Origin of the sequence: Streptomyces sp. NPDC057939 (genome assembly GCF_042887545.1) — a bacterium.
Classification (GTDB): domain Bacteria; phylum Actinomycetota; class Actinomycetes; order Streptomycetales; family Streptomycetaceae; genus Streptomyces.
On record NZ_JBHVPG010000024.1, the window covers coordinates 18075 to 35949 of the forward strand.

Below are 17875 nucleotides of genomic sequence, written 5' to 3' on the forward strand. Positions count from 1 at the left end.
CCCCCTGTGAGGTACGCCCAACCCGCCGTACCGCGGCGGGGCTTGTCCTAGACTCGGCGCCATGCCGGGTCTGCCCGCTCACTGTCCCCGGCCCCGCGACCTGCGTCGCGGGGCCGTCTTGACGTTGGTGTTCCTGACCTCCGTCGTCGCCGCGGCGAGCACCGGCCGCTGGGACGCCGCGGAGGCCGGAACCCTCGCCCGCACGAGCGTTCCCGCGCAGGCCGCCGCCCCCGATCCGGCCCCGGCCCCCGCTCCCGCCGCCCCCGACGCGCCCCGGGCAACCGGTACCGCCGACCGCGAGGCCGTCGCCCGCGCCGCCGCGGAGGCCGTCGCCGAGGGCAAGTCCGGCAAGAAGGCGGCGCAGGAGGTCGTCAGCCGCAGCGGGGACCGCTGGGGCAAGGTCTACGACCGGGGCGAGTACGCGGCCTTCGCCGACGACCTCGACGGCCACTGGACCGGAGTCGGCCTCTGGGCCGAACGCACCCGGGAGGGTTGGATCCGGGTCGACCGGGTCCAACCCCTCGGCCCCGCCGCCCGCGCCGGCCTGCGCGCCGGGGACCGGCTGCTGAGCGTGGACGGGCAGGGCGTCTCCGGCCTCGCCGTGGTCGACGTGGTGGCCCTGCTGCGCGGCGAGGCCGGCACCCCGGTGGTGCTGCACCTCAGCCGGGACGGCGTGGACCTGACCGAGACCGTCCGCCGGGAGCAGCTGCGCGCCGAACCGGTGACCGTACGCCGCCTCGCGGACGGGATCACCGTCATCAAGGTCGACTCCTTCACCCGCGGTTCGGGTGAGCGGGTGAGGACAGCGGTCCGCGAGGCCCCGCCCGGCGCCGGCGTGCTGCTTGACCTGCGCGGCAACCCGGGCGGGCTGGTCGCCGAGGCGGTGACCGCGGCCTCCGCGTTCCTGGACGGCGGGCTGGTGGCGACGTACGACGTGCGGGGCTCCGAGCGCGCCCTGTACGCCGCCCCGGGCGGGGACACCGGGCGGCCCCTGGTGGCCCTGGTCGACGGCGGCACGATGAGCGCGGCCGAGCTGGTCACCGGCGCCCTCCAGGACCGGGGCCGCGCGGTGACGGTCGGCACCCGCACCTTCGGCAAGGGCTCGGTGCAGATGCCCACCGAGCTCCCGGACGGTTCGGTGGCCGAGTTGACCGTCGGCACGTACCGCACGCCGGCGGGCCGCAGCCTCGACGGCGGCGGGATCACCCCGGACCTGGCGGCCCGGGAGGGGGCCGAGGAGCGGGCGCGCAAGGTATTGGGTGGCCTCGGGGTGGGTCCGTAGTGCGAAAATGACCGCACTATGGCTAAGGAAACAGGGCGCAAGATGATCGCCCAGAACAAGAAGGCGCGGCACGACTACACGATCATCGACACCTACGAGTGCGGTCTCGTGCTCACGGGTACCGAGGTCAAGTCCCTGCGCCAGGGCCGTGCCTCGCTGGTGGACGGCTTCGTCTCGGTGGAGAGCGGCGAGGCCTGGCTCTACAACGTGCACGTGCCGGAGTACAGCCAGGGCACCTGGACCAACCACAGCGCGCGGCGCAAGCGCAAGCTCCTCCTGCACCGCGAGGAGATCGACAAGCTGGACTCGAAGACGGGGGAGACCGGCAACACGATCGTGCCGCTCGCCCTGTACTTCAAGGACGGCCGGGCGAAGATCGAGATCGCGCTGGCGAAGGGCAAGAAGGAGTACGACAAGCGGCAGTCGCTGCGCGAGAAGCAGGACACGCGCGAGACGAACCGGGTGATCTCGGCCGTCAAGCGCAAGGAGCGCGGTCAGCTCTAATGTCCTGGCACGCGGAGGTCCACTTCGCGTACGATGGCGTCAGCACCACGCGCTTGCGGGTGGCGCCGGTCGAGCGGGACGCATGGAGAGCGCCTGCTGGATCTCGACAACTGAACAGCGTGAAACATGGGGATGATCGGTTTCGACAGCGGCTGTCGATGTAGGGGAAGCGAGCCGAGAAAGCGGCAATGATCTCGTTAACCATATGTCGCAAAAAATAATCGCCAACTCCAAGAGCGATAACTCCCGCTTCACCCTCGCTGCCTAATAACAGTGAGCTGAAGCCTCTGTGAGGAGCGTCAGCCCGGAAGTGGTCCCGGTCCGGATCCTGGCGTCAATTAGGGATCTAAACCTCTAACTCCGGTCACGGGGGATAGAGGGAAATCAAACAGTGACTGAGCCCGTCGGAGACTTGTCCGTGTGATCTCCGGGGCCGAGAAAAGCGCAGCGGAATGCGCTCGGAGAAGCCCTACTTCTGCACCGTTGGACGCGGGTTCGATTCCCGCCATCTCCACCACCCCATGTTGACGAAGGCCCCGCAGCTCCTGGCTGCGGGGCCTTCGTCGTGTTCGGGTGAGGTGGGAGCCCCGGTGGGGCCTCAGGTCAGCAGAAGGGGACCTTGTTGAGGTTCTGGGCGTAGCGGGCGGCGATCCAGCCGCTGCCGTCGGCGAGTTTGTACCAGATCGAATTGCCGTCGACCTTCTGGCCGTTGACCTTGCACTGGAGGGCGACGACCGCGCCGGTCGCGACCTTGCCCTTTTCGGCGTACCCGGTGCCCGGGCCGGAACGGATGCCGAGTCCCTTTCCGGGGGAGACGATGCGGGCCTTCGGGGCCTTCTTGCCGTGGTCGTCGTGGCCGGGCTTGTCGTGGCCGGGCTTTCCGTGGCCGCCGTGGCCGTTCTCGCACTTCTTGCAGGCGCCGGGCTTTCCGGTGTCGCCCTTCGGGCCCTGGGGGCCGGTCGGGCCGGTCGGGCCGCGGTTGCCGTCGGAGCCCTTGGGGCCCTGCGGGCCCGGGTTGCCCTTGTCGCCCTTCCGGCCGGCGGGGCCCGTCGGACCGCGGTCGCCCTGCTTGCCCTTTTCGCCGGTGTCGCCCTTGGGGCCCTGCGGGCCCCGGGGGCCGTTGGCCGGGCCCCGGTCGCCCTTGGGACCCTGCTCGCCCTTCGGGCCCTGCGGTCCGGCGGGGCCGGTGACGCCGTCACGGCCGTCGCGGCCGGTTTCCCCGCGGTCGCCCTGCGGGCCGGACTCGCCCCGGTCGCCCTTGTCGCCCTTCTCGCCCTGCGGGCCGGGGCGGCCCGGCTTGCCGTGGTGGCCGGGCTTGCCGTCGTGGCCCGGTCGGCCGTCGTCGCCCTTGGGTCCCGTCACCGGGGTGGACACCGCGAACAGGGCCGACTCCTCGGTGCCGGTGGCCCATTCACCGCCGTCCAGGGTGACGCCCTCGGGGGCGTCGGCGTCCACGTGGAGCGACACCGAGAGCCGGGTCCGGGTGTTCGCCGGGAACGTGAAGCCCGCGCGGGTTCCCGCGTCGCAGGTCAGCAGGCGGGCGTCCGACGAGCGTTCGCACGAGCCGCCGGCCCGGTCACCGTTCCAGTAGATGCGGGCCTCGGGGAACGTGGTGCTCTGCGGAGCGGTGATGCGGAAGGTGCTGCTGCGCGTCGCCTCCGCCCCGCCCGCGGCCGCGATGACGACGCGTCCCGTCCGGCCGGGAGCGATCGAGGGGACGTACGGCTGGGAGAAACGCAGGTCCGAGGAGGCGGCCAGGGCCGGCGCGGCCGGCAGGAGGCAACCGGCGGTGACGGCCGCGACGAACAGGGCCGCGGGCACGGAACGGGAAGCAGGCAAGGGGTGTTCCTCCGCAAGGGGAAGGGCGCTGGGGGAAGACCCCCCAGTTATGGCCGATCCCGCGCGGCGGCGGGGAGTCCCACGCGGGAGTGATCACTCGGCCGCCGGATCAAATCGTCCCGACGCGGAGGCGAACAGGGCCAACAGGGCGGCCGCGGCGGGCAGCAGGTACGCCGTCGTCGTGCCGAGGTGGTCGACGGTCAGCCCCGCCGTCGCCGAACCGACGGCGATGCCCCCGAGGATCGCGGTGACGGCCAGGGTCATGCCCTCGTTCAGCCGCTCCCGCGGGGTGACCCGCTGGACCAGTGCCATCGCGGTGACCATCGCCGGGGCCGTCGCCGCGCCCGCCAGCAGCAGCGCGCAACCCAGCAGGGCCGGGGAGCCGGCGCCGGCCGCGATCCAGGGCAGCGCCATCGCGGCGGCCAGGGCGAGCAGGCACGTCCGCAGGCTCCGGGGGCGCCGGGTCCCGTAGAACAGGCCGGCCGCGCAGGAGCCCGCCGCCTGGAGGGCGAGGACCGGTCCGATCGCGGCGCCGAGCCCCTGTGCGCCGAGGTGGGCGATGGACGTGACCTCCATCGAGCCGAAGACGACCCCGGTGGCGAGGAACAGGCCGAGCAGCGGCAGCAACCGGCGCGACAGGGAAGGACCGGCGGCCGAGGGGCGTACGCCGGCGGGCGGGGGCTCCGTGGCGCGGTGCGCGGTGAACACCGTCATCCCGGCCAGGAGCAGCACCGCCGCGACGAGGGTGCCCGCCTCCGGGAAGAGCGCCGTGCACAGGAACGCCGCCGCCACGGGGCCGAGCAGGTAGCAGAGTTCGTCGGCGGCCTGTTCGAAGGACATCGCCGTGTGGTGCGAGGCCGGCGGCAGCAGATGGGTCCAGCGGGCCCGGGACATGCCGCCGATGTTGGGGGTGGTGGCGGTCGCCGCGTACGAGGCGAAGAGCGTCCAGGCGGGCGCCTGCGCACGGACGCACAGGACCAGCGACAGCGAGCCGAGGACCGCGATCGCGGTGGCGGGCAGGGCGATCCGGGCCTGGCCGTACCGGTCGACCAGCCGGGCCGTCCACGGGGCGACGAGCGCGGTGGCCGCCATCCCGGTCGCGGTGACCGCGCCGGCGAGGGCGTACGAACCGCGCTGGCCCGCGATCATCAGCACCGCGCTGATCCCGAACATGCCCATGGGCAGACGGGCGATCAGGTTCCCGACGGTGAAGCCGCGGGTGCCCGGGAGGGCGAAGAGCCGCCGGTACGGGCCCGGGGCGCGGGTGCGGGTGACGGCGGGGACGCGGGCCGTGGCGGTTCCGGCGGCGGCGTCGGGCCGGCGGGGGGACAGGACCAGGGTGCTGCCCGTCACGGCCATGAACGGGGTCTTCTGCGGCATGCCCCGAGACTGCGGCCCGGACCCGCCGGCGGTCCAACACCTGTTCGGGGGCCATTCACCGCTCTCTGTTGTTAATCTCCGGGGATGCTCTCCCGCGATGTCGACCCCCGGCTGCTGCGCGGCTTCGTCGCCGTCGCCGAGGACCTCCACTTCTCCCGCGCCGCCGCCCGGCTCTACGTCGCGCAGCAGGCCCTCAGCCGTGACGTGCGCCGCCTCGAACTCGTCGTACGGGCACCCCTGTTCGTCCGCACCACCCGGGCCGTCGAACTCACCCCCGAGGGGGAGCGGCTGCTGCCCCACGCCCGCGAGGTGCTGCGCGCGCACGAGGAACTCGCCGCCGCCTTCGCCGGCCCGCCCCGCGCGCTCCTCGTCGACGTGAACACCGACGGCCCCGGCACCGGCCGCCGCGTCCTGGAACGCGCCCGCGAGCTCGCCCCCGGCTGCGAGCTGATGGCCCGCTTCGAGAGCGGCCTCACCCACGCGGCCGGGGAGATCGTCGCCGGCCGCCTCGACGTCTCCTTCGGCTACGCCGCCGGCCTCGACCCGGCCCTGCGGACCCGCCTCGCCCACCGACCCGTACGGCACGAACCCCTCGCCGTGCTGCTGCCCGACGGGCACCCCCTGGCCGCGCGGGACGACGTACCGCTGGCCGCGCTGGCCGGGGAGACCGTCTACGCGGGGGCCGGGAACCCGCGCACCCTGGAGTGGACGCGGCTCGCCGGCGAACTGTTCGCCGGACGGGGCATCGAAGCGGCGCCGCCCGCCCCGGTGGCCGTCGGCAAGGAGGAGTTCGGCCGGGTGATGGCCAAGACCCGCAACCCGGTCCTGGTCACCGTCGGCTTCCCCGACATGCCCGGCGCCGTGAAACGGCCACTCGTCGACCCCGTCCCGCTGTCCCCGCTCTCCATGGTCTGGCGCAAGGGCCTCCACCACCCCGGCCTCGACGCCCTGCTGCGGGCCGTCGAGGAGCTCCAGGGCCCCGCGGGCTGGCTGGAAGTGCCCACGGGCAGCTGGCTCCCCGCCGCACTCACACCGGGCTCCGACAGCGGGTGAGTGCAAGGTTTCCCGCCGGTCATCCGGCGGGGACCCGGGCCGAAACGCGCCCTTCCTACGGTCGGACCACGGACGCGACAGCTGTGGAGGCGTGTGATGACCGGTACGACCGCACCGCGCAAGGGGGGCCGCTGGATCGAGCGGTGGGAACCCGAGGACGAGACGTTCTGGAAGGAGACCGGCGAGCGGACCGCCCGCCGCAACCTCCTCTACTCCGTGCTCTCCGAACACATCGGCTTCTCCATCTGGTCCATGTGGTCCGTGATGGTCCTCTTCATGGGCCCGCAGTACGGCATCGACCCCGCCGGCAAGTTCTTCCTCATCGCCACCGCCACCTTCGTCGGCGCCCTGGTGCGCGTGCCCTACACCTTCGCCGTCGCCCGCTTCGGCGGCCGCAACTGGACGGTCGTCAGCGCCCTGCTGCTCCTCGCGCCGACCGTGGCCGCGCTCGTCGTCATGGAACCCGGCACCTCGTACGCCACCTTCGTGGTCGTCGCCGCGCTGACCGGGGTGGGCGGCGGCAACTTCGCCTCCTCGATGACGAACATCAACGCCTTCTTCCCGCTCCGCAAGAAGGGCTGGGCCCTCGGCCTCAACGCGGGCGGCGGCAACATCGGCGTCCCCGTCGTCCAGCTCGCCGCCCTCCTCGTCATCGCGACCGCCGGAGCAGACCGGCCCAGGCTGCTGCTCGCCGCCTACCTGCCGCTGATCGTCGCCGCGGCCGTCCTGGCCCTCGTACGCATGGACAACCTGGCGCCCGTCCGCAACGACGCGGGCGCCGTCCGGGAGGCGGCCCGCGACGTCCACACCTGGATCATGGCGTTCCTCTACGTCGGCACCTTCGGCTCCTTCATCGGCTACAGCTTCGCCTTCGGCCTCGTGCTCCAGACCCAGTTCGGCCGCACCCCGCTCCAGGCCGCGTCGCTGACCTTCATCGGACCGCTCCTCGGCTCCCTCGTACGGCCCGTGGGCGGAGCGCTCGCCGACCGCTTCGGCGGAGCGCGGATCACCCTGGCCGGCTTCGTGGCGATGGCCGCGGCGACCGGTGTGGTCGTCCTGGCCTCCGTACGGGAATCGCTGCCCGTGTTCCTCATCGGCTTCGTGGCCCTCTTCGCCCTCAGCGGCGTCGGCAACGGCTCCACCTACAAGATGATCCCCGGGATCTTCCAGGCCAAGGCCCTCGCCCGAGGCATGACCGGCGAGGAGGCCGCCGCCTACGGACGCCGGCTCTCCGGGGCCGCCATGGGACTGATCGGAGCCGTCGGCGCGCTCGGCGGACTCGCCATCAACCTGGTCTTCCGGGAGGCCTTCGCCTCCTCGGGATCCGGCAGCGCCGCCTTCGTCACCTTCCTCGGCTTCTACGCGGCGTGCTGCGCCGTCACCTGGGCGGTATACCTTCGCCGACCCGCCCGGGTACCGGCCCCCACCTCCGGAACCGAGGCGAAACCGCAGCTCACGACCGTATGACGGCAGGGGCGCGGCCTGCGGCGTTACGGCGCCGAAATGCGGTGGAACCGAGCCTGACACGACGGCTTGACAGGCTCGGTCCCGCGACGAGACACCCCACCCCCACCGGGTAGGCCCAGCCGGGCACCGGACAAGGCAGCCGAGGCAGGTCACAACGATGGTCGACGAAGACGGCGACGACGCCATGAACACGGGGCCGGTCGGGGCCAGGGGGGCGGCGGCCGCGGCGGTCGCCCCCACCGGGCCGCTCGCCGGGTTCACCATCGGAGTCACCGCCGCCCGCCGGGCGGACGAGCTCATCGCCCTGCTGAAGCGGCGCGGGGCGGCCGTGGTCCACGCGCCCGCCCTGCGGATCGTGCCCCTGGCCGACGACAGCGAGCTGATGGCCGCGACCAAGCAACTCGTCGACGACCCGCCGGACGCCGTCGTCGCGACCACCGCGATCGGCTTCCGCGGCTGGATCGAGGCCGCCGACGGATGGGGCATCGGCGAGGACCTGCTGGCCCGGCTCCGGGCCACCGAACTCCTCGCCCGCGGACCGAAGGTGAAGGGCGCCGTACGGGCCGCCGGACTGGTCGAAGCCTGGTCCCCGGCGTCCGAATCGCTCGCCGAGGTACTGGACCGCCTGCTCGACGCCGGCGTCGCCGGCCGCCGCATCGCCCTCCAGCTCCACGGAGAACCCCTGCCCGGCTTCGTCGAGGCGCTGCGCGCCGGCGGCGCCGACGTGGTCCCCGTACCCGTCTACCGCTGGATGCCGCCGGAGGACCTCGCCCCCCTGGACCGGCTGCTCGACGCGGTGGCCGTGGGCGCCGTCGACGCCGTCGCCTTCACCTCCGCGCCCGCCGCCGCCTCCCTGCTCTCCCGGGCCGCGGAACGCGGACTGCGGGAGGCCGTCCTGGAGGCGCTGCGCGGACCCGTCCTGTCCGCGTGCGTCGGCCCGGTCACCGCGCTGCCGCTACAGGCGCAGGACGTCCCCACCGTCCAGCCCGAACGCTTCCGGCTCGGGCCGCTCGTCCAACTGCTCTGCCAGGAACTCCCCGGGCGGGCCCGGGTGCTGCCCGTGGCCGGGCACCGGCTGGAGATCCGGGGCCACGCCGTGCTCGTCGACTCCGAGCTGCGGCCCGTGCCCCCGGCCGGGATGGCCCTGCTGACGGCGCTGGCCCGCCGGCCCGGCTGGGTGGTCTCCCGGGCCGACCTGCTGCGGGCCCTGCCGGGCGCGGGCAGCGACGAACACGCCGTCGAGACGGCGATGGCCCGGCTGAGGGCGGCCCTCGGGGCGCCGCTGCTGATCCAGACGGTCGTCAAGCGCGGGTACCGGCTGTCGGTGGACGCGGGCGGCGAGGACCGGTTCACGGCACGCGGGTGAGGGACGGGCACCTGCTGTCCGTCGGGTCGGGGGACTGGGCAGGCCCGGGCGGTTCCGTTAGCGTGCTCGGATGCTGATGGACGGGGTGGAGATGAGGGGCGTCACGCTTGACGACGCCGCCGGACTGGCCGACGTACTGGCACGCAACCGCGCCTACATGGCGCCCTACGAGCCCCACCGCGCACCCGAGTTCTACACGGAGACGGGCCAGCTGGCCCGCGTCGCGACCCTGCTCGCCGACCGTGACGCCGGACGGGTCCTGCCGTACGTCCTGACCGCCGGCGGCGACCCCATCGGGACGATCAACCTCGGCAGCATCGTCCACGCCCCCCTGTGCAGCGGCGGCGTCGGCTACTGGATCGACCAGGCCTGGGCCGGGAAGGGCCTCGCGACCGCCGCCGTCGAGGAGGTCTGCCGGATCGCCCGCGACGAGGCCGGCCTGCACCGGGTCGAGGCCGGGACCCTGGTCGACAACCTCGCCTCCCAGCGGGTCCTGGCCAAGGCGGGCTTCACCGAGTACGGCCTCGCACCCCGCTTCCTCCACATCAACGGCGCCTGGCGCGACCACCGGCTCTTCCAACGCCTGCTCCACGACGACCCGCCCGCCGCGTAGCCCACCTCACGGGGGGTTCCGCAACGCCCCCGCCAACGGCACTCTGGGGAGGCGGCCCACGGCGACCGAGGCGGTGACGGGCATGTGGTTCGACTCCGGACGGATCTGTCTGGACCTACTGGCCACCTTCACCCCCCACGGGGACACCGAAGGCATCCGCGACGGCGACGAACTGCGCCTGTGGCTCGTCGGCGTCGGCCTGGTGCCCGACCGGACCCCGCTGGGCGGACTCGGCCCCGACTGGGTGGCCGCGTTCCGAGGCCTGCGCGACGACGTCGACCGCCTCGTCCGCGCCGAACTCGCCGGACAGGGCCCCGCCGAGGACGCCCTCGCCCGGGTCAACGCCGCAGCCGCCGGTCCACCCCCGGGTCTGTGTGCCGTCCGGGACGGCGAGGGCCACCTGGTACGGGAACTGTGCGGCGGCGTCGAATGCGCCGGCCTCCTCGCCTCGGTGGCCCGCGACGCCGTGGAACTCCTCACGGACCCCGGCGACATGGCGCTGCTCCGAGCCTGCGAGGGCGACGGCTGCGCCCGGGTCTACCTGGACACCTCCCGGGGCCACCGCCGCCGCTGGTGCTCCAGCGAACTCTGCGGCAACCGCGAACGCGTGGCCCGCCACCGCAGGCGACTGGCGGGGGCGGCGGGGGTGGCGGGGGTGGCGGGGAAGGGCTGACGGGGGTGGGGGAGCGGGGTGAGGGGTGGGGTTGTGGTTGGTCGGGGGTGGGGGTGGTCGGTGCTTCCCGGGTCGGGGTCGGGTGTGGTCCGGGGGCTGCCCGCCAGTCCACTGTCCTTCCGTGTCGGTCCGGTCCCTCAAGGGCGCTCCTCCTTCGTCGTCGCGTCGCTTCGCGATGGCCTTCGGCCACCCTTGACCGACCGGCCCGCCCCGGAATGCCAAAGACTGTCGGGAAGCCCCCGAAGGAACGGCATGGGGGACGAAGAGGCAGGAGCGGGTCTCTCGGTGACGAGGCGAGGGGCCGGGGATCGGCCCACCGGGCATACGGGGAGGTCGGACGGCCTGCGGCCTGGCCATGAGCACGGCCGGTCGTCGGTCGCCGAGACGACCTCGGCCACGATCCGGGGCTGGTGCGTGGCTTATGTCCGGCCGGGGGCGGCTCGCAGACGCCCAACCGGGCGAACACCCTACGGACCCGGCGCGTACGGGCCGTCTGACGTGCCCTGAGGTCGATTCCCTCGTCCTGACGGGCGGGTAGGGGCTCGTGGCCGCGCCCCTGGCCCGGCCGCAGGCCCTCCGACCTCCCCGCATGCCCAACCTGGCAGCGCCCGGTCCCTCGCCTCGTCACTGAGAGACCCGCCCCTCCTCGTCTCTGACCCGTGACCGTTCTTTTGGGGGGTTCCCGTCGGTCTTCGGCTTTCCGTGGCGGGTCGGTCGGTCAAGGGTGGCCGAAGGCCATCGCGAAGCGACGCGACGACGAAGGAGGAGCGCCCTTGAGGGACCGGCCCGACACGGGGAGACGATGAGACCGGCGGGAAACCACCAAACCCTCCCTGACCCGGATGAGTAGGACCCCGCCCACCCCCACCCCGCCCAGCCGCCCACCCCCGCTCACCTCCACCACCCACCCCCCGACCCCGTCCCGACCCCCCCGACCCCCCCCCGACCCCGCCCCACCCACCCCCCACCCGTGCGCATTTCGTCCGGCGCGCGGAACCGGCGTGCGGACAGGGGCTGGATTCGCGTACGGTTGACGGTCGCCCATGCACGTCAGAAGGGGGCCTTGGTGGCCGCGCAGAATGCCGCTGTCGACAGCACGGCGGATTCCGTCCGCGATCGGGAGATCGCGGGCGAGCAGACGCATCTCGACCGGGTGTACCGACGCCTTGAGGAGAAGATCCACGAGGCCGAGTTCCTGGTGAACGACGCCGCCAAGCGGAGCCAGGTCGGCACGCCCGGCGCGCTCGCCGAGCGCGACGCGCAGGTCTTCCGCGCCGGGATCCACCTCAACCGGTTGAACAACGAGTTCGAGGACTTCCTCTTCGGACGGATCGACCTGGTCCTCGGCAAGGACGGGGAGCGCGGCTCGGACGGCGCGTTCACCTCCGTGGAGCCCGCCGACGACGCGATCCGTGCGGACCTCACCGCCGACATCGCCGAAACCCTGCACATCGGGCGCATCGGCGTACTCGACACCGATTACGCGCCCCTCGTCATCGACTGGCGCGCCCCGGCGGCCGCGCCGTTCTACCGGTCCACGCCCAAGGACCCCGGTCGCGTCGTTCGTCGTCGCGTGATCCGGTCCAAGGGGCGCAAGGTGCTCGGTGTCGAGGACGACCTGATGCGTCCCGAGGTCACCGCCACCCTCGACGGCGCGGAGCTCCCCGCCATCGGGGACGGCGCGCTGATGGCCGCCCTCGGTCGGGCGCGGACGCACTCGATGCGGGACATCGTCTCCTCCATCCAGGCCGAGCAGGACCTGGTCATCCGGGCTCCCGCCGCGTCCGTCGCCGAGGTGGCGGGCGGGCCGGGCACCGGGAAGACCGCCGTCGCCCTGCACCGGGCGGCGTACCTGCTCTACCAGGACCGGCGGCGCTACTCCGGCGGCATCCTGATCGTTTCGCCGACCCCGCTGCTCGTCGCCTACACGGAGGGCGTGCTGCCCTCCCTCGGCGAGGAGGGGCAGGTCGCCATCCGGGCGCTGGGCTCGCTCGTCGACGGGGCCGAGGCGACCACGTACGACGATCCGGCCGTCGCCCGGATCAAGGGCTCCTCCCGGATGCTCAAGGTGCTCCGCAAGGCCGTACGGGGAGCCCTGGAGCTGGGCGAGGCGCCCGAGCGGCTCCGTGTGGTGGCCTTCGGGCGACGTCAGGAGCTGGAGTCGGCCGAGCTGAACCGGATCCGGCAGAACGTGCTCGGGGGGACGGCGCCGGTGAACCTGCTGCGCCCGCGCGCCCGCAAGCTGCTCCTCGACGCCCTGTACTCCAAGTCCGGCGGTGCGGGCCGGCACAGCGACCCGGAGCTGGCGGCCGAGCTTCGTTCCGCGTTCGACGAGGACATCTCCACGGAGGACGACTTCATCGGCTTCCTGAACGCCTGGTGGCCCGAGCTGACCCCGCGCAAGGTCCTCGCGGCGATGGCGGACGAGCGGCGCCTGGGCCGCTGGTCGCGCCGGGACCTGAACCCGCGCGAGACCCGGCAGCTGGCGCGTTCCCTGCGCCGGATCGGCCCGGACGGCAAGGGTCCGCTGTCGGTGCACGACGTGGCCCTGCTGGACGAGCTCCAGTTGCTCCTCGGCGCGCCTGCGCGGCCCAAGCGGCGGCGGGACATGGATCCGCTGGACCAGCTCAGCGGGCTGGAGGAGCTGATGCCGACCCGTGAGGAGACCCAGTGGGAGCGGGCGGAGCGCATCGCGGCCGAGCGCACCGAGTACGCCCACGTCATCGTCGACGAGGCCCAGGACCTGACGCCGATGCAGTGGCGGATGGTGGGCCGGCGGGGCCGGATGGGCACCTGGACGGTGGTCGGTGACCCGGCGCAGTCCTCGTGGACCGATCCCGAGGAGGCGGCCGCCGCCCGGGACGAGGCGTTGGGGCGCAGGCCGCGCCGGCGCTTCACGCTCACGGTGAACTACCGCAACCCGGCCGAGGTGGCCGAGGTCGCCTCGCGGGTGCTGAAGCTGGCGATGCCGGACATGGAGCCGCCGACGGCGGTGCGTTCCACGGGCCTGGAGCCGCGTTTCTCGGCGGCCGGGGCGGATCTGGGCGCGTCGGTCCGTGAGGAGACGCGGCGGTTGCTGGAGCAGGTGGACGGCACGGTCGGCGTGGTCGTGGCCATGGACCGTCGGGCGGAGGCGGCCGGCTGGTTGGCCGACCTCGGGGAGCGGGCTGTGGCGCTGGGCAGTCTGGAGGCCAAGGGGTTGGAGTACGACGCCACGGTGGTCGTCTCCCCGGCGGAGATCGCGAACGAGTCCCCGGCGGGCCTGCGCGTGCTGTACGTGGCGCTGACGCGTGCGACGCAGCAGCTGACGGTGGTCTCGGCGGCGGCCGACAGGCCGGGCCCGGACGGCGTTCCGGAGCTGCTGAGGCCCTGACGGGGGAGCCGGGGCGGTTCCGTCCCGCCCCGGCCCGCCGGTGCGGGGGGCGGTCTCGGTACGGGGCCGGATGGCCCGCGGCCAGGAGCGTGATGCGGTCCATCGAAGTCGCCGGAGGGGGATCACTTTCGGCGAACCTTTGTTAGCCTGGTCAGGACACCGGCTCGATCCAAGCCCCCGGGCCCAACCTTCGTCGCTCAGAGCGACCACTTGCCGCGAGGCGAGCATGGCGGGTCGGTGTCTTAGACGGAATACCAGGTCCGCGCCCTCCACCCAGTGGGGGGCGCGGACCTGTTTTGTATTAATCCACCATTCCGCCGACCCCCGGTCTCTCGTATGGTGGAAGAGTTCTTCCGAAATTTGTAGCTGGTTACCTTTTACCGGCTGGTAGGTGGGACGATCGGACAACGGGACCTGTCACACCTGCCGTGTGCGGGCCCTGTGTACAGCGAAATCAGGGACAGAAGAGGAACACGGCCATGGCAACGGCGCCCAGCGTCTCGTATTCGATGACGGTCCGCCTGGAAGTGCCCGCGAGCGGAACCGCGGTCTCCCAGCTCACCACCGCCGTGGAGTCTTCAGGAGGTTCGGTCACCGGCCTCGACGTGACCGCGTCCGGCCACGAAAAGCTCCGCATCGACGTCACCATCGCCGCGACGTCCACCGCGCACGCCGACGAGATCGTCGAGAAGCTGCGCGGCATCGAGGGCGTCAGCCTCGGCAAGGTCTCCGACCGAACCTTCCTGATGCACCTCGGCGGCAAGATCGAGATGGCGTCCAAGCACCCCATCCGCAACCGCGACGACCTCTCGATGATCTACACCCCGGGCGTCGCCCGCGTGTGCATGGCGATCGCCGAGAACCCCGAGGACGCGCGCCGCCTCACCATCAAGCGCAACTCCGTCGCAGTCGTGACCGACGGCTCCGCCGTCCTGGGCCTCGGCAACATCGGCCCGATGGCCGCCCTCCCCGTCATGGAGGGCAAGGCGGCCCTCTTCAAGCGGTTCGCCGGCATCGACGCCTGGCCGATCTGCCTGGACACGCAGGATTCCGATGAGATCGTCGCCATCGTCAAGGCGATCGCCCCGGGCTTCGCCGGCATCAACCTGGAGGACATCTCCGCGCCGCGCTGCTTCGAGATCGAGGCCCGCCTGCGCGAGGCCCTCGACATCCCCGTCTTCCACGACGACCAGCACGGCACCGCGATCGTCGTCCTCGCCGCCCTGACGAACGCACTTCGCGTCGTCGGCAAGGCAGTTGGGGACGTCAAGGTCGTCATGTCCGGCGCCGGCGCGGCCGGTACGGCCATCCTGAAGCTGCTCCTCGCGGCGGGCGTGAAGAACGCGGTCAGCGCCGACATCCACGGCGTCGTGCACGCGGACCGTCCCGACCTCGTGGACGCCGCGGCCGACTCCCCGCTGCGCTGGATCGCGGACAACACCAACCCCGAGGGCTACACCGGCACCCTCAAGGAGGCCGTGGTCGGCGCGGACGTCTTCATCGGCGTCTCGGCTCCCAACGTGCTCTCCGGCGAGGACGTCGCGGCCATGGCCGAGGGCGCCATCGTGTTCGCGCTCGCGAACCCGGACCCCGAGGTCGACCCGGCCGTCGCCCGTCAGACGGCCGCCGTCGTGGCCACCGGCCGCTCGGACTTCCCGAACCAGATCAACAACGTGCTGGTCTTCCCGGGCGTCTTCCGCGGCCTGCTGGACGCCCAGTCCCGGACCGTGAACACCGACATGATGCTGGCCGCCGCCAGCGCCCTCGCGGACGTCGTCGGCGAGGACGAGCTGAACGCGAACTACATCATCCCGTCCGTCTTCAACGACAAGGTCGCCGGCGCGGTCGCGGGAGCCGTCCGCAAGGCCGCCACCGCCGGTCAGTAGCCCCTGGACGGGCCCGGCGGCCACCGGGCCCCCGCCGGGCCCGTTCGGCGTGTCCGAGGGCCCTCGCAGGGCCCGTGGGGCGGCTGCGGCGGGTGGGTGACGGCCCGTGGGGTCGCGGACGGGCCCGACGGACCCGCCCTGCCGGTCGGTTCGGCCGGCGGCTTCGTCCGACGCGTTCGCCCGGCGGGGTCGCCCCGCTCCTCGGCCGCCCGTTCGACCGCCGCTCCCGAGGCCGCGCCGGAGTCCCTCCCGGGGGCGTTGTGACGGGCCCCACGCCCCCGTACCGGCGCGTCGCGGGATGCGGGCCCGGCGGGGCGCCTCTAGGGTTGCGGGGATGCCCGCGTGGCTCGCGGTCCGCATCCGGTCGGAGCCTCCGGTGCGGACGGAGCGTCACCGCGGCGTGACTGTGGCGCTTTTCGTGTGACCCTGGCGGGTGCCGGATTGGCTTTCCCGCCGCTGGTGGGGGCAGGATGCGTAACCGGGCGAGAGGGTCTGACGTTCAGACCCGGGTCCGGGGACTGTCCGAGGGCCCTGGCAGCATCGGCTTCGATCTCACGCCTCTAAGGCAAGTTGAACACGGGAGTACAACATGAACCGCAGTGAGCTGGTGGCCGCTCTGTCCGAGCGCGCCGAGGTGACCCGCAAGGACGCCGACGCCGTTCTGGCCGCGCTCGCCGAGACCGTCGGCGAGATTGTCGCCAAGGGCGACGAGAAGGTCACCATCCCCGGCTTCCTGACCTTCGAGCGCACCCACCGTGCCGCTCGCACCGCGCGCAACCCGCAGACCGGCGACCCCATCCAGATCCCGGCCGGCTACAGCGTGAAGGTCTCCGCGGGCTCCAAGCTCAAGGAAGCCGCCAAGGGCAAGTAGTACCGCCCTTGTGCCGAGGGCCGCAGAGGCCCTCGGGACGGCAGTGGTACGTAGAACGCCGAAGGGCGGCCACCCCCGCGGGGGTGGCCGCCCTTCGGCCTTTCCGGGGCCCCGTGGGGCCCCGGAGGGGATCAGACGAGGTCGCCGTTCGGCAGCTCGACCTTCGCGCCCAGCTCGACGAGCTTCTCCATGAAGTTCTCGTAACCGCGGTTGATCAGGTCGATGCCGTGGACGCGCGAGGTGCCCTCGGCCGCCAGCGCCGCGATCAGGTACGAGAACCCGCCGCGCAGGTCGGGGATGACCAGGTCGGCGCCCTGGAGCTTCGTGGGGCCCGACACGACCGCCGAGTGCAGGAAGTTGCGCTGGCCGAAACGGCACGCGCTGCCGCCCAGGCACTCGCGGTACAGCTGGATGTGAGCACCCATCTGGTTCAGCGCCGAGGTGAAGCCGAGCCGGGACTCGTAGACCGTCTCGTGGACGATCGACAGGCCCGAGGCCTGGGTCAGGGCGACGACCAGCGGCTGCTGCCAGTCGGTCTGGAAGCCCGGGTGGACGTCCGTCTCCAGGTGGATCGCCTTGAGAGGGCCGCCCGGGTGCCAGAAGCGGATGCCCTCGTCGTCGATCTCGAACGCGCCACCGACCCGGCGGAACGTGTTGAGGAAGGTCATCATCGAGCGCTGCTGCGCCCCGCGGACGTAGATGTTGCCGCCGGTCGCCAGGGCCGCGGAAGCCCAGGAGGCGGCCTCCAGGCGGTCCGGGAGCGCCTTGTGGTTGTAGCCGCTGAGGCGGTCGACACCGGTGATGCGGATGGTCCGGTCGGTGTCGACGGAGATGATCGCGCCCATCTTCTGCAGGACGCAGATGAGGTCTTCGATCTCCGGCTCGACGGCGGCGTTGCTGAGCTCGGTCACGCCCTCGGCCAGCACGGCCGTCAGCAGGACCTGCTCGGTCGAGCCGACCGACGGGTAGGGCAGGCGGATCTTGCATCCGCGAAGGCGCTGCGGGGCCTCCAGGTACTGACCGCCCTCGCGCTTCTCGATGGTCGCGCCGAACTGGCGGAGCACGTCGAAGTGGAAGTCGATCGGTCGGCCGCCGATGTCGCAGCCGCCCAGGCCCGGGATGAAGGCGTGGCCGAGGCGGTGCAGCAGCGGACCGCAGAAGAGGATCGGGATCCGGGAGGAACCCGCGTGCGCGTCGATGTCGGCGACGTTCGCGCTCTCGACGTGGGTCGGGTCGAGCACCAGCTCGCCCGGCTCCTCGCCGGGGCGCACGGTCACGCCGTGCAGCTGCAGGAGCCCGCGCACGACCCGGACGTCACGGATGTCGGGCACGTTGCGCAGACGGCTGGGCTCGCTGCCGAGGAGAGCGGCGACCATGGCCTTCGGCACGAGGTTCTTCGCGCCGCGGACACGGATCTCGCCCTCGAGCGGGGTTCCGCCGTGGACAAGCAGGACATCGTTGCCGGTCATGGATCTCGCGTTCCGGAGAGGGATGGGCAGGGGATCAGTGAAAAGGGTAAGGGGCACCACCCCCTTGTTTGTATGGCTGACGCGGCCGTAGGACTGTCA

Annotated in this window: 13 protein-coding genes and 1 other RNA gene; 11 read left to right on the forward strand and 3 right to left on the reverse strand. The window is 72.8% G+C overall.

What is annotated here, in order from left to right; genetic code table 11:
- The first annotated feature begins 61 nt into the window (after window positions 1-61).
- From ACFVS6_RS24360 to ssrA, 3 genes are all read left to right on the forward strand, one after another.
- Window positions 62-1282, forward strand: coding sequence for a S41 family peptidase (locus ACFVS6_RS24360; protein WP_389706855.1), 1221 nt, complete (start codon window positions 62-64; stop codon window positions 1280-1282).
- 18 nt (window positions 1283-1300) lie between these two features.
- Window positions 1301-1786, forward strand: coding sequence for an SsrA-binding protein SmpB (gene smpB / locus ACFVS6_RS24365; protein ID WP_281208852.1), 486 nt, complete (start codon window positions 1301-1303; stop codon window positions 1784-1786).
- A gap of 128 nt (window positions 1787-1914) precedes the next feature.
- Window positions 1915-2303: a transfer-messenger RNA gene (gene ssrA / locus ACFVS6_RS24370) on the forward strand.
- A gap of 86 nt (window positions 2304-2389) precedes the next feature.
- Here ssrA and ACFVS6_RS24375 read toward each other — a convergent pair.
- A complete protein-coding gene (locus ACFVS6_RS24375) occupies window positions 2390-3625 on the reverse strand; it encodes an SH3 domain-containing protein (protein WP_389706858.1) in 1236 nt (411 codons plus the stop codon).
- Between the two features lie 93 nt (window positions 3626-3718).
- Window positions 3719-5005, reverse strand: coding sequence for an MFS transporter (locus tag ACFVS6_RS24380; protein ID WP_389706860.1), 1287 nt, complete (start codon window positions 5003-5005; stop codon window positions 3719-3721).
- 84 nt (window positions 5006-5089) lie between these two features.
- Between ACFVS6_RS24380 and ACFVS6_RS24385 the strand changes: the two genes are divergently transcribed.
- From ACFVS6_RS24385 to ACFVS6_RS24420, 8 genes are all read left to right on the forward strand, one after another.
- Window positions 5090-6058, forward strand: coding sequence for a LysR family transcriptional regulator (locus ACFVS6_RS24385; protein ID WP_389706862.1), 969 nt, complete (start codon window positions 5090-5092; stop codon window positions 6056-6058).
- A gap of 96 nt (window positions 6059-6154) precedes the next feature.
- On the forward strand, window positions 6155-7525 hold the full coding sequence (locus ACFVS6_RS24390; RefSeq protein ID WP_389706864.1) for a nitrate/nitrite transporter: 1371 nt from the start codon (window positions 6155-6157) through the stop codon (window positions 7523-7525).
- 184 nt (window positions 7526-7709) lie between these two features.
- Entirely contained in the window at window positions 7710-8891 is a 1182-nt protein-coding gene (locus ACFVS6_RS24395; protein ID WP_389707001.1) for a uroporphyrinogen-III synthase, read from the forward strand.
- Between the two features lie 70 nt (window positions 8892-8961).
- Window positions 8962-9504, forward strand: coding sequence for a GNAT family N-acetyltransferase (locus ACFVS6_RS24400; protein ID WP_389706865.1), 543 nt, complete (start codon window positions 8962-8964; stop codon window positions 9502-9504).
- An 82-nt stretch (window positions 9505-9586) separates the two neighbouring features.
- On the forward strand, window positions 9587-10177 hold the full coding sequence (locus ACFVS6_RS24405; RefSeq protein WP_389706867.1) for a CGNR zinc finger domain-containing protein: 591 nt from the start codon (window positions 9587-9589) through the stop codon (window positions 10175-10177).
- A 1066-nt stretch (window positions 10178-11243) separates the two neighbouring features.
- Window positions 11244-13550 carry a HelD family protein gene (locus tag ACFVS6_RS24410; RefSeq protein WP_389706868.1) on the forward strand — a complete coding sequence of 769 codons (2307 nt, stop codon included), beginning with the start codon at window positions 11244-11246 and terminating at the stop codon, window positions 13548-13550.
- A 479-nt stretch (window positions 13551-14029) separates the two neighbouring features.
- Complete coding sequence (locus ACFVS6_RS24415) at window positions 14030-15436, forward strand: NAD-dependent malic enzyme (protein WP_389706870.1); 1407 nt, start codon at window positions 14030-14032, stop codon at window positions 15434-15436.
- A gap of 589 nt (window positions 15437-16025) precedes the next feature.
- Window positions 16026-16307, forward strand: a complete 282-nt coding sequence (locus ACFVS6_RS24420; protein WP_007264399.1) for an HU family DNA-binding protein — start codon at window positions 16026-16028, stop codon at window positions 16305-16307.
- A gap of 131 nt (window positions 16308-16438) precedes the next feature.
- On the opposite strand, the gene murA is transcribed toward ACFVS6_RS24420, so the two are convergent.
- Window positions 16439-17776 carry a UDP-N-acetylglucosamine 1-carboxyvinyltransferase gene (gene murA, locus ACFVS6_RS24425; RefSeq protein ID WP_356875250.1) on the reverse strand — a complete coding sequence of 446 codons (1338 nt, stop codon included), beginning with the start codon at window positions 17774-17776 and terminating at the stop codon, window positions 16439-16441.
- Window positions 17777-17875: the final 99 nt, after the last annotated feature.

Bases quoted from the DNA above. Each gene is read 5' to 3' on its own strand.
- ACFVS6_RS24400 (WP_389706865.1), top strand. From the start codon at position 8,962: ATGCTGATGGACGGGGTGGAGATGAGGGGCGTCACGCTTGACGACGCC.
- murA (WP_356875250.1), bottom strand. From the start codon at position 17,776: ATGACCGGCAACGATGTCCTGCTTGTCCACGGCGGAACCCCGCTCGAG.
- smpB (WP_281208852.1), top strand. From the start codon at position 1,301: ATGGCTAAGGAAACAGGGCGCAAGATGATCGCCCAGAACAAGAAGGCG.
- ACFVS6_RS24395 (WP_389707001.1), top strand. From the start codon at position 7,710: ATGAACACGGGGCCGGTCGGGGCCAGGGGGGCGGCGGCCGCGGCGGTC.
- ACFVS6_RS24405 (WP_389706867.1), top strand. From the start codon at position 9,587: ATGTGGTTCGACTCCGGACGGATCTGTCTGGACCTACTGGCCACCTTC.
- ACFVS6_RS24390 (WP_389706864.1), top strand. From the start codon at position 6,155: ATGACCGGTACGACCGCACCGCGCAAGGGGGGCCGCTGGATCGAGCGG.
- ACFVS6_RS24380 (WP_389706860.1), bottom strand. From the start codon at position 5,005: ATGCCGCAGAAGACCCCGTTCATGGCCGTGACGGGCAGCACCCTGGTC.
- ACFVS6_RS24385 (WP_389706862.1), top strand. From the start codon at position 5,090: ATGCTCTCCCGCGATGTCGACCCCCGGCTGCTGCGCGGCTTCGTCGCC.
- ACFVS6_RS24360 (WP_389706855.1), top strand. From the start codon at position 62: ATGCCGGGTCTGCCCGCTCACTGTCCCCGGCCCCGCGACCTGCGTCGC.
- ACFVS6_RS24415 (WP_389706870.1), top strand. From the start codon at position 14,030: ATGGCAACGGCGCCCAGCGTCTCGTATTCGATGACGGTCCGCCTGGAA.
- ACFVS6_RS24420 (WP_007264399.1), top strand. From the start codon at position 16,026: ATGAACCGCAGTGAGCTGGTGGCCGCTCTGTCCGAGCGCGCCGAGGTG.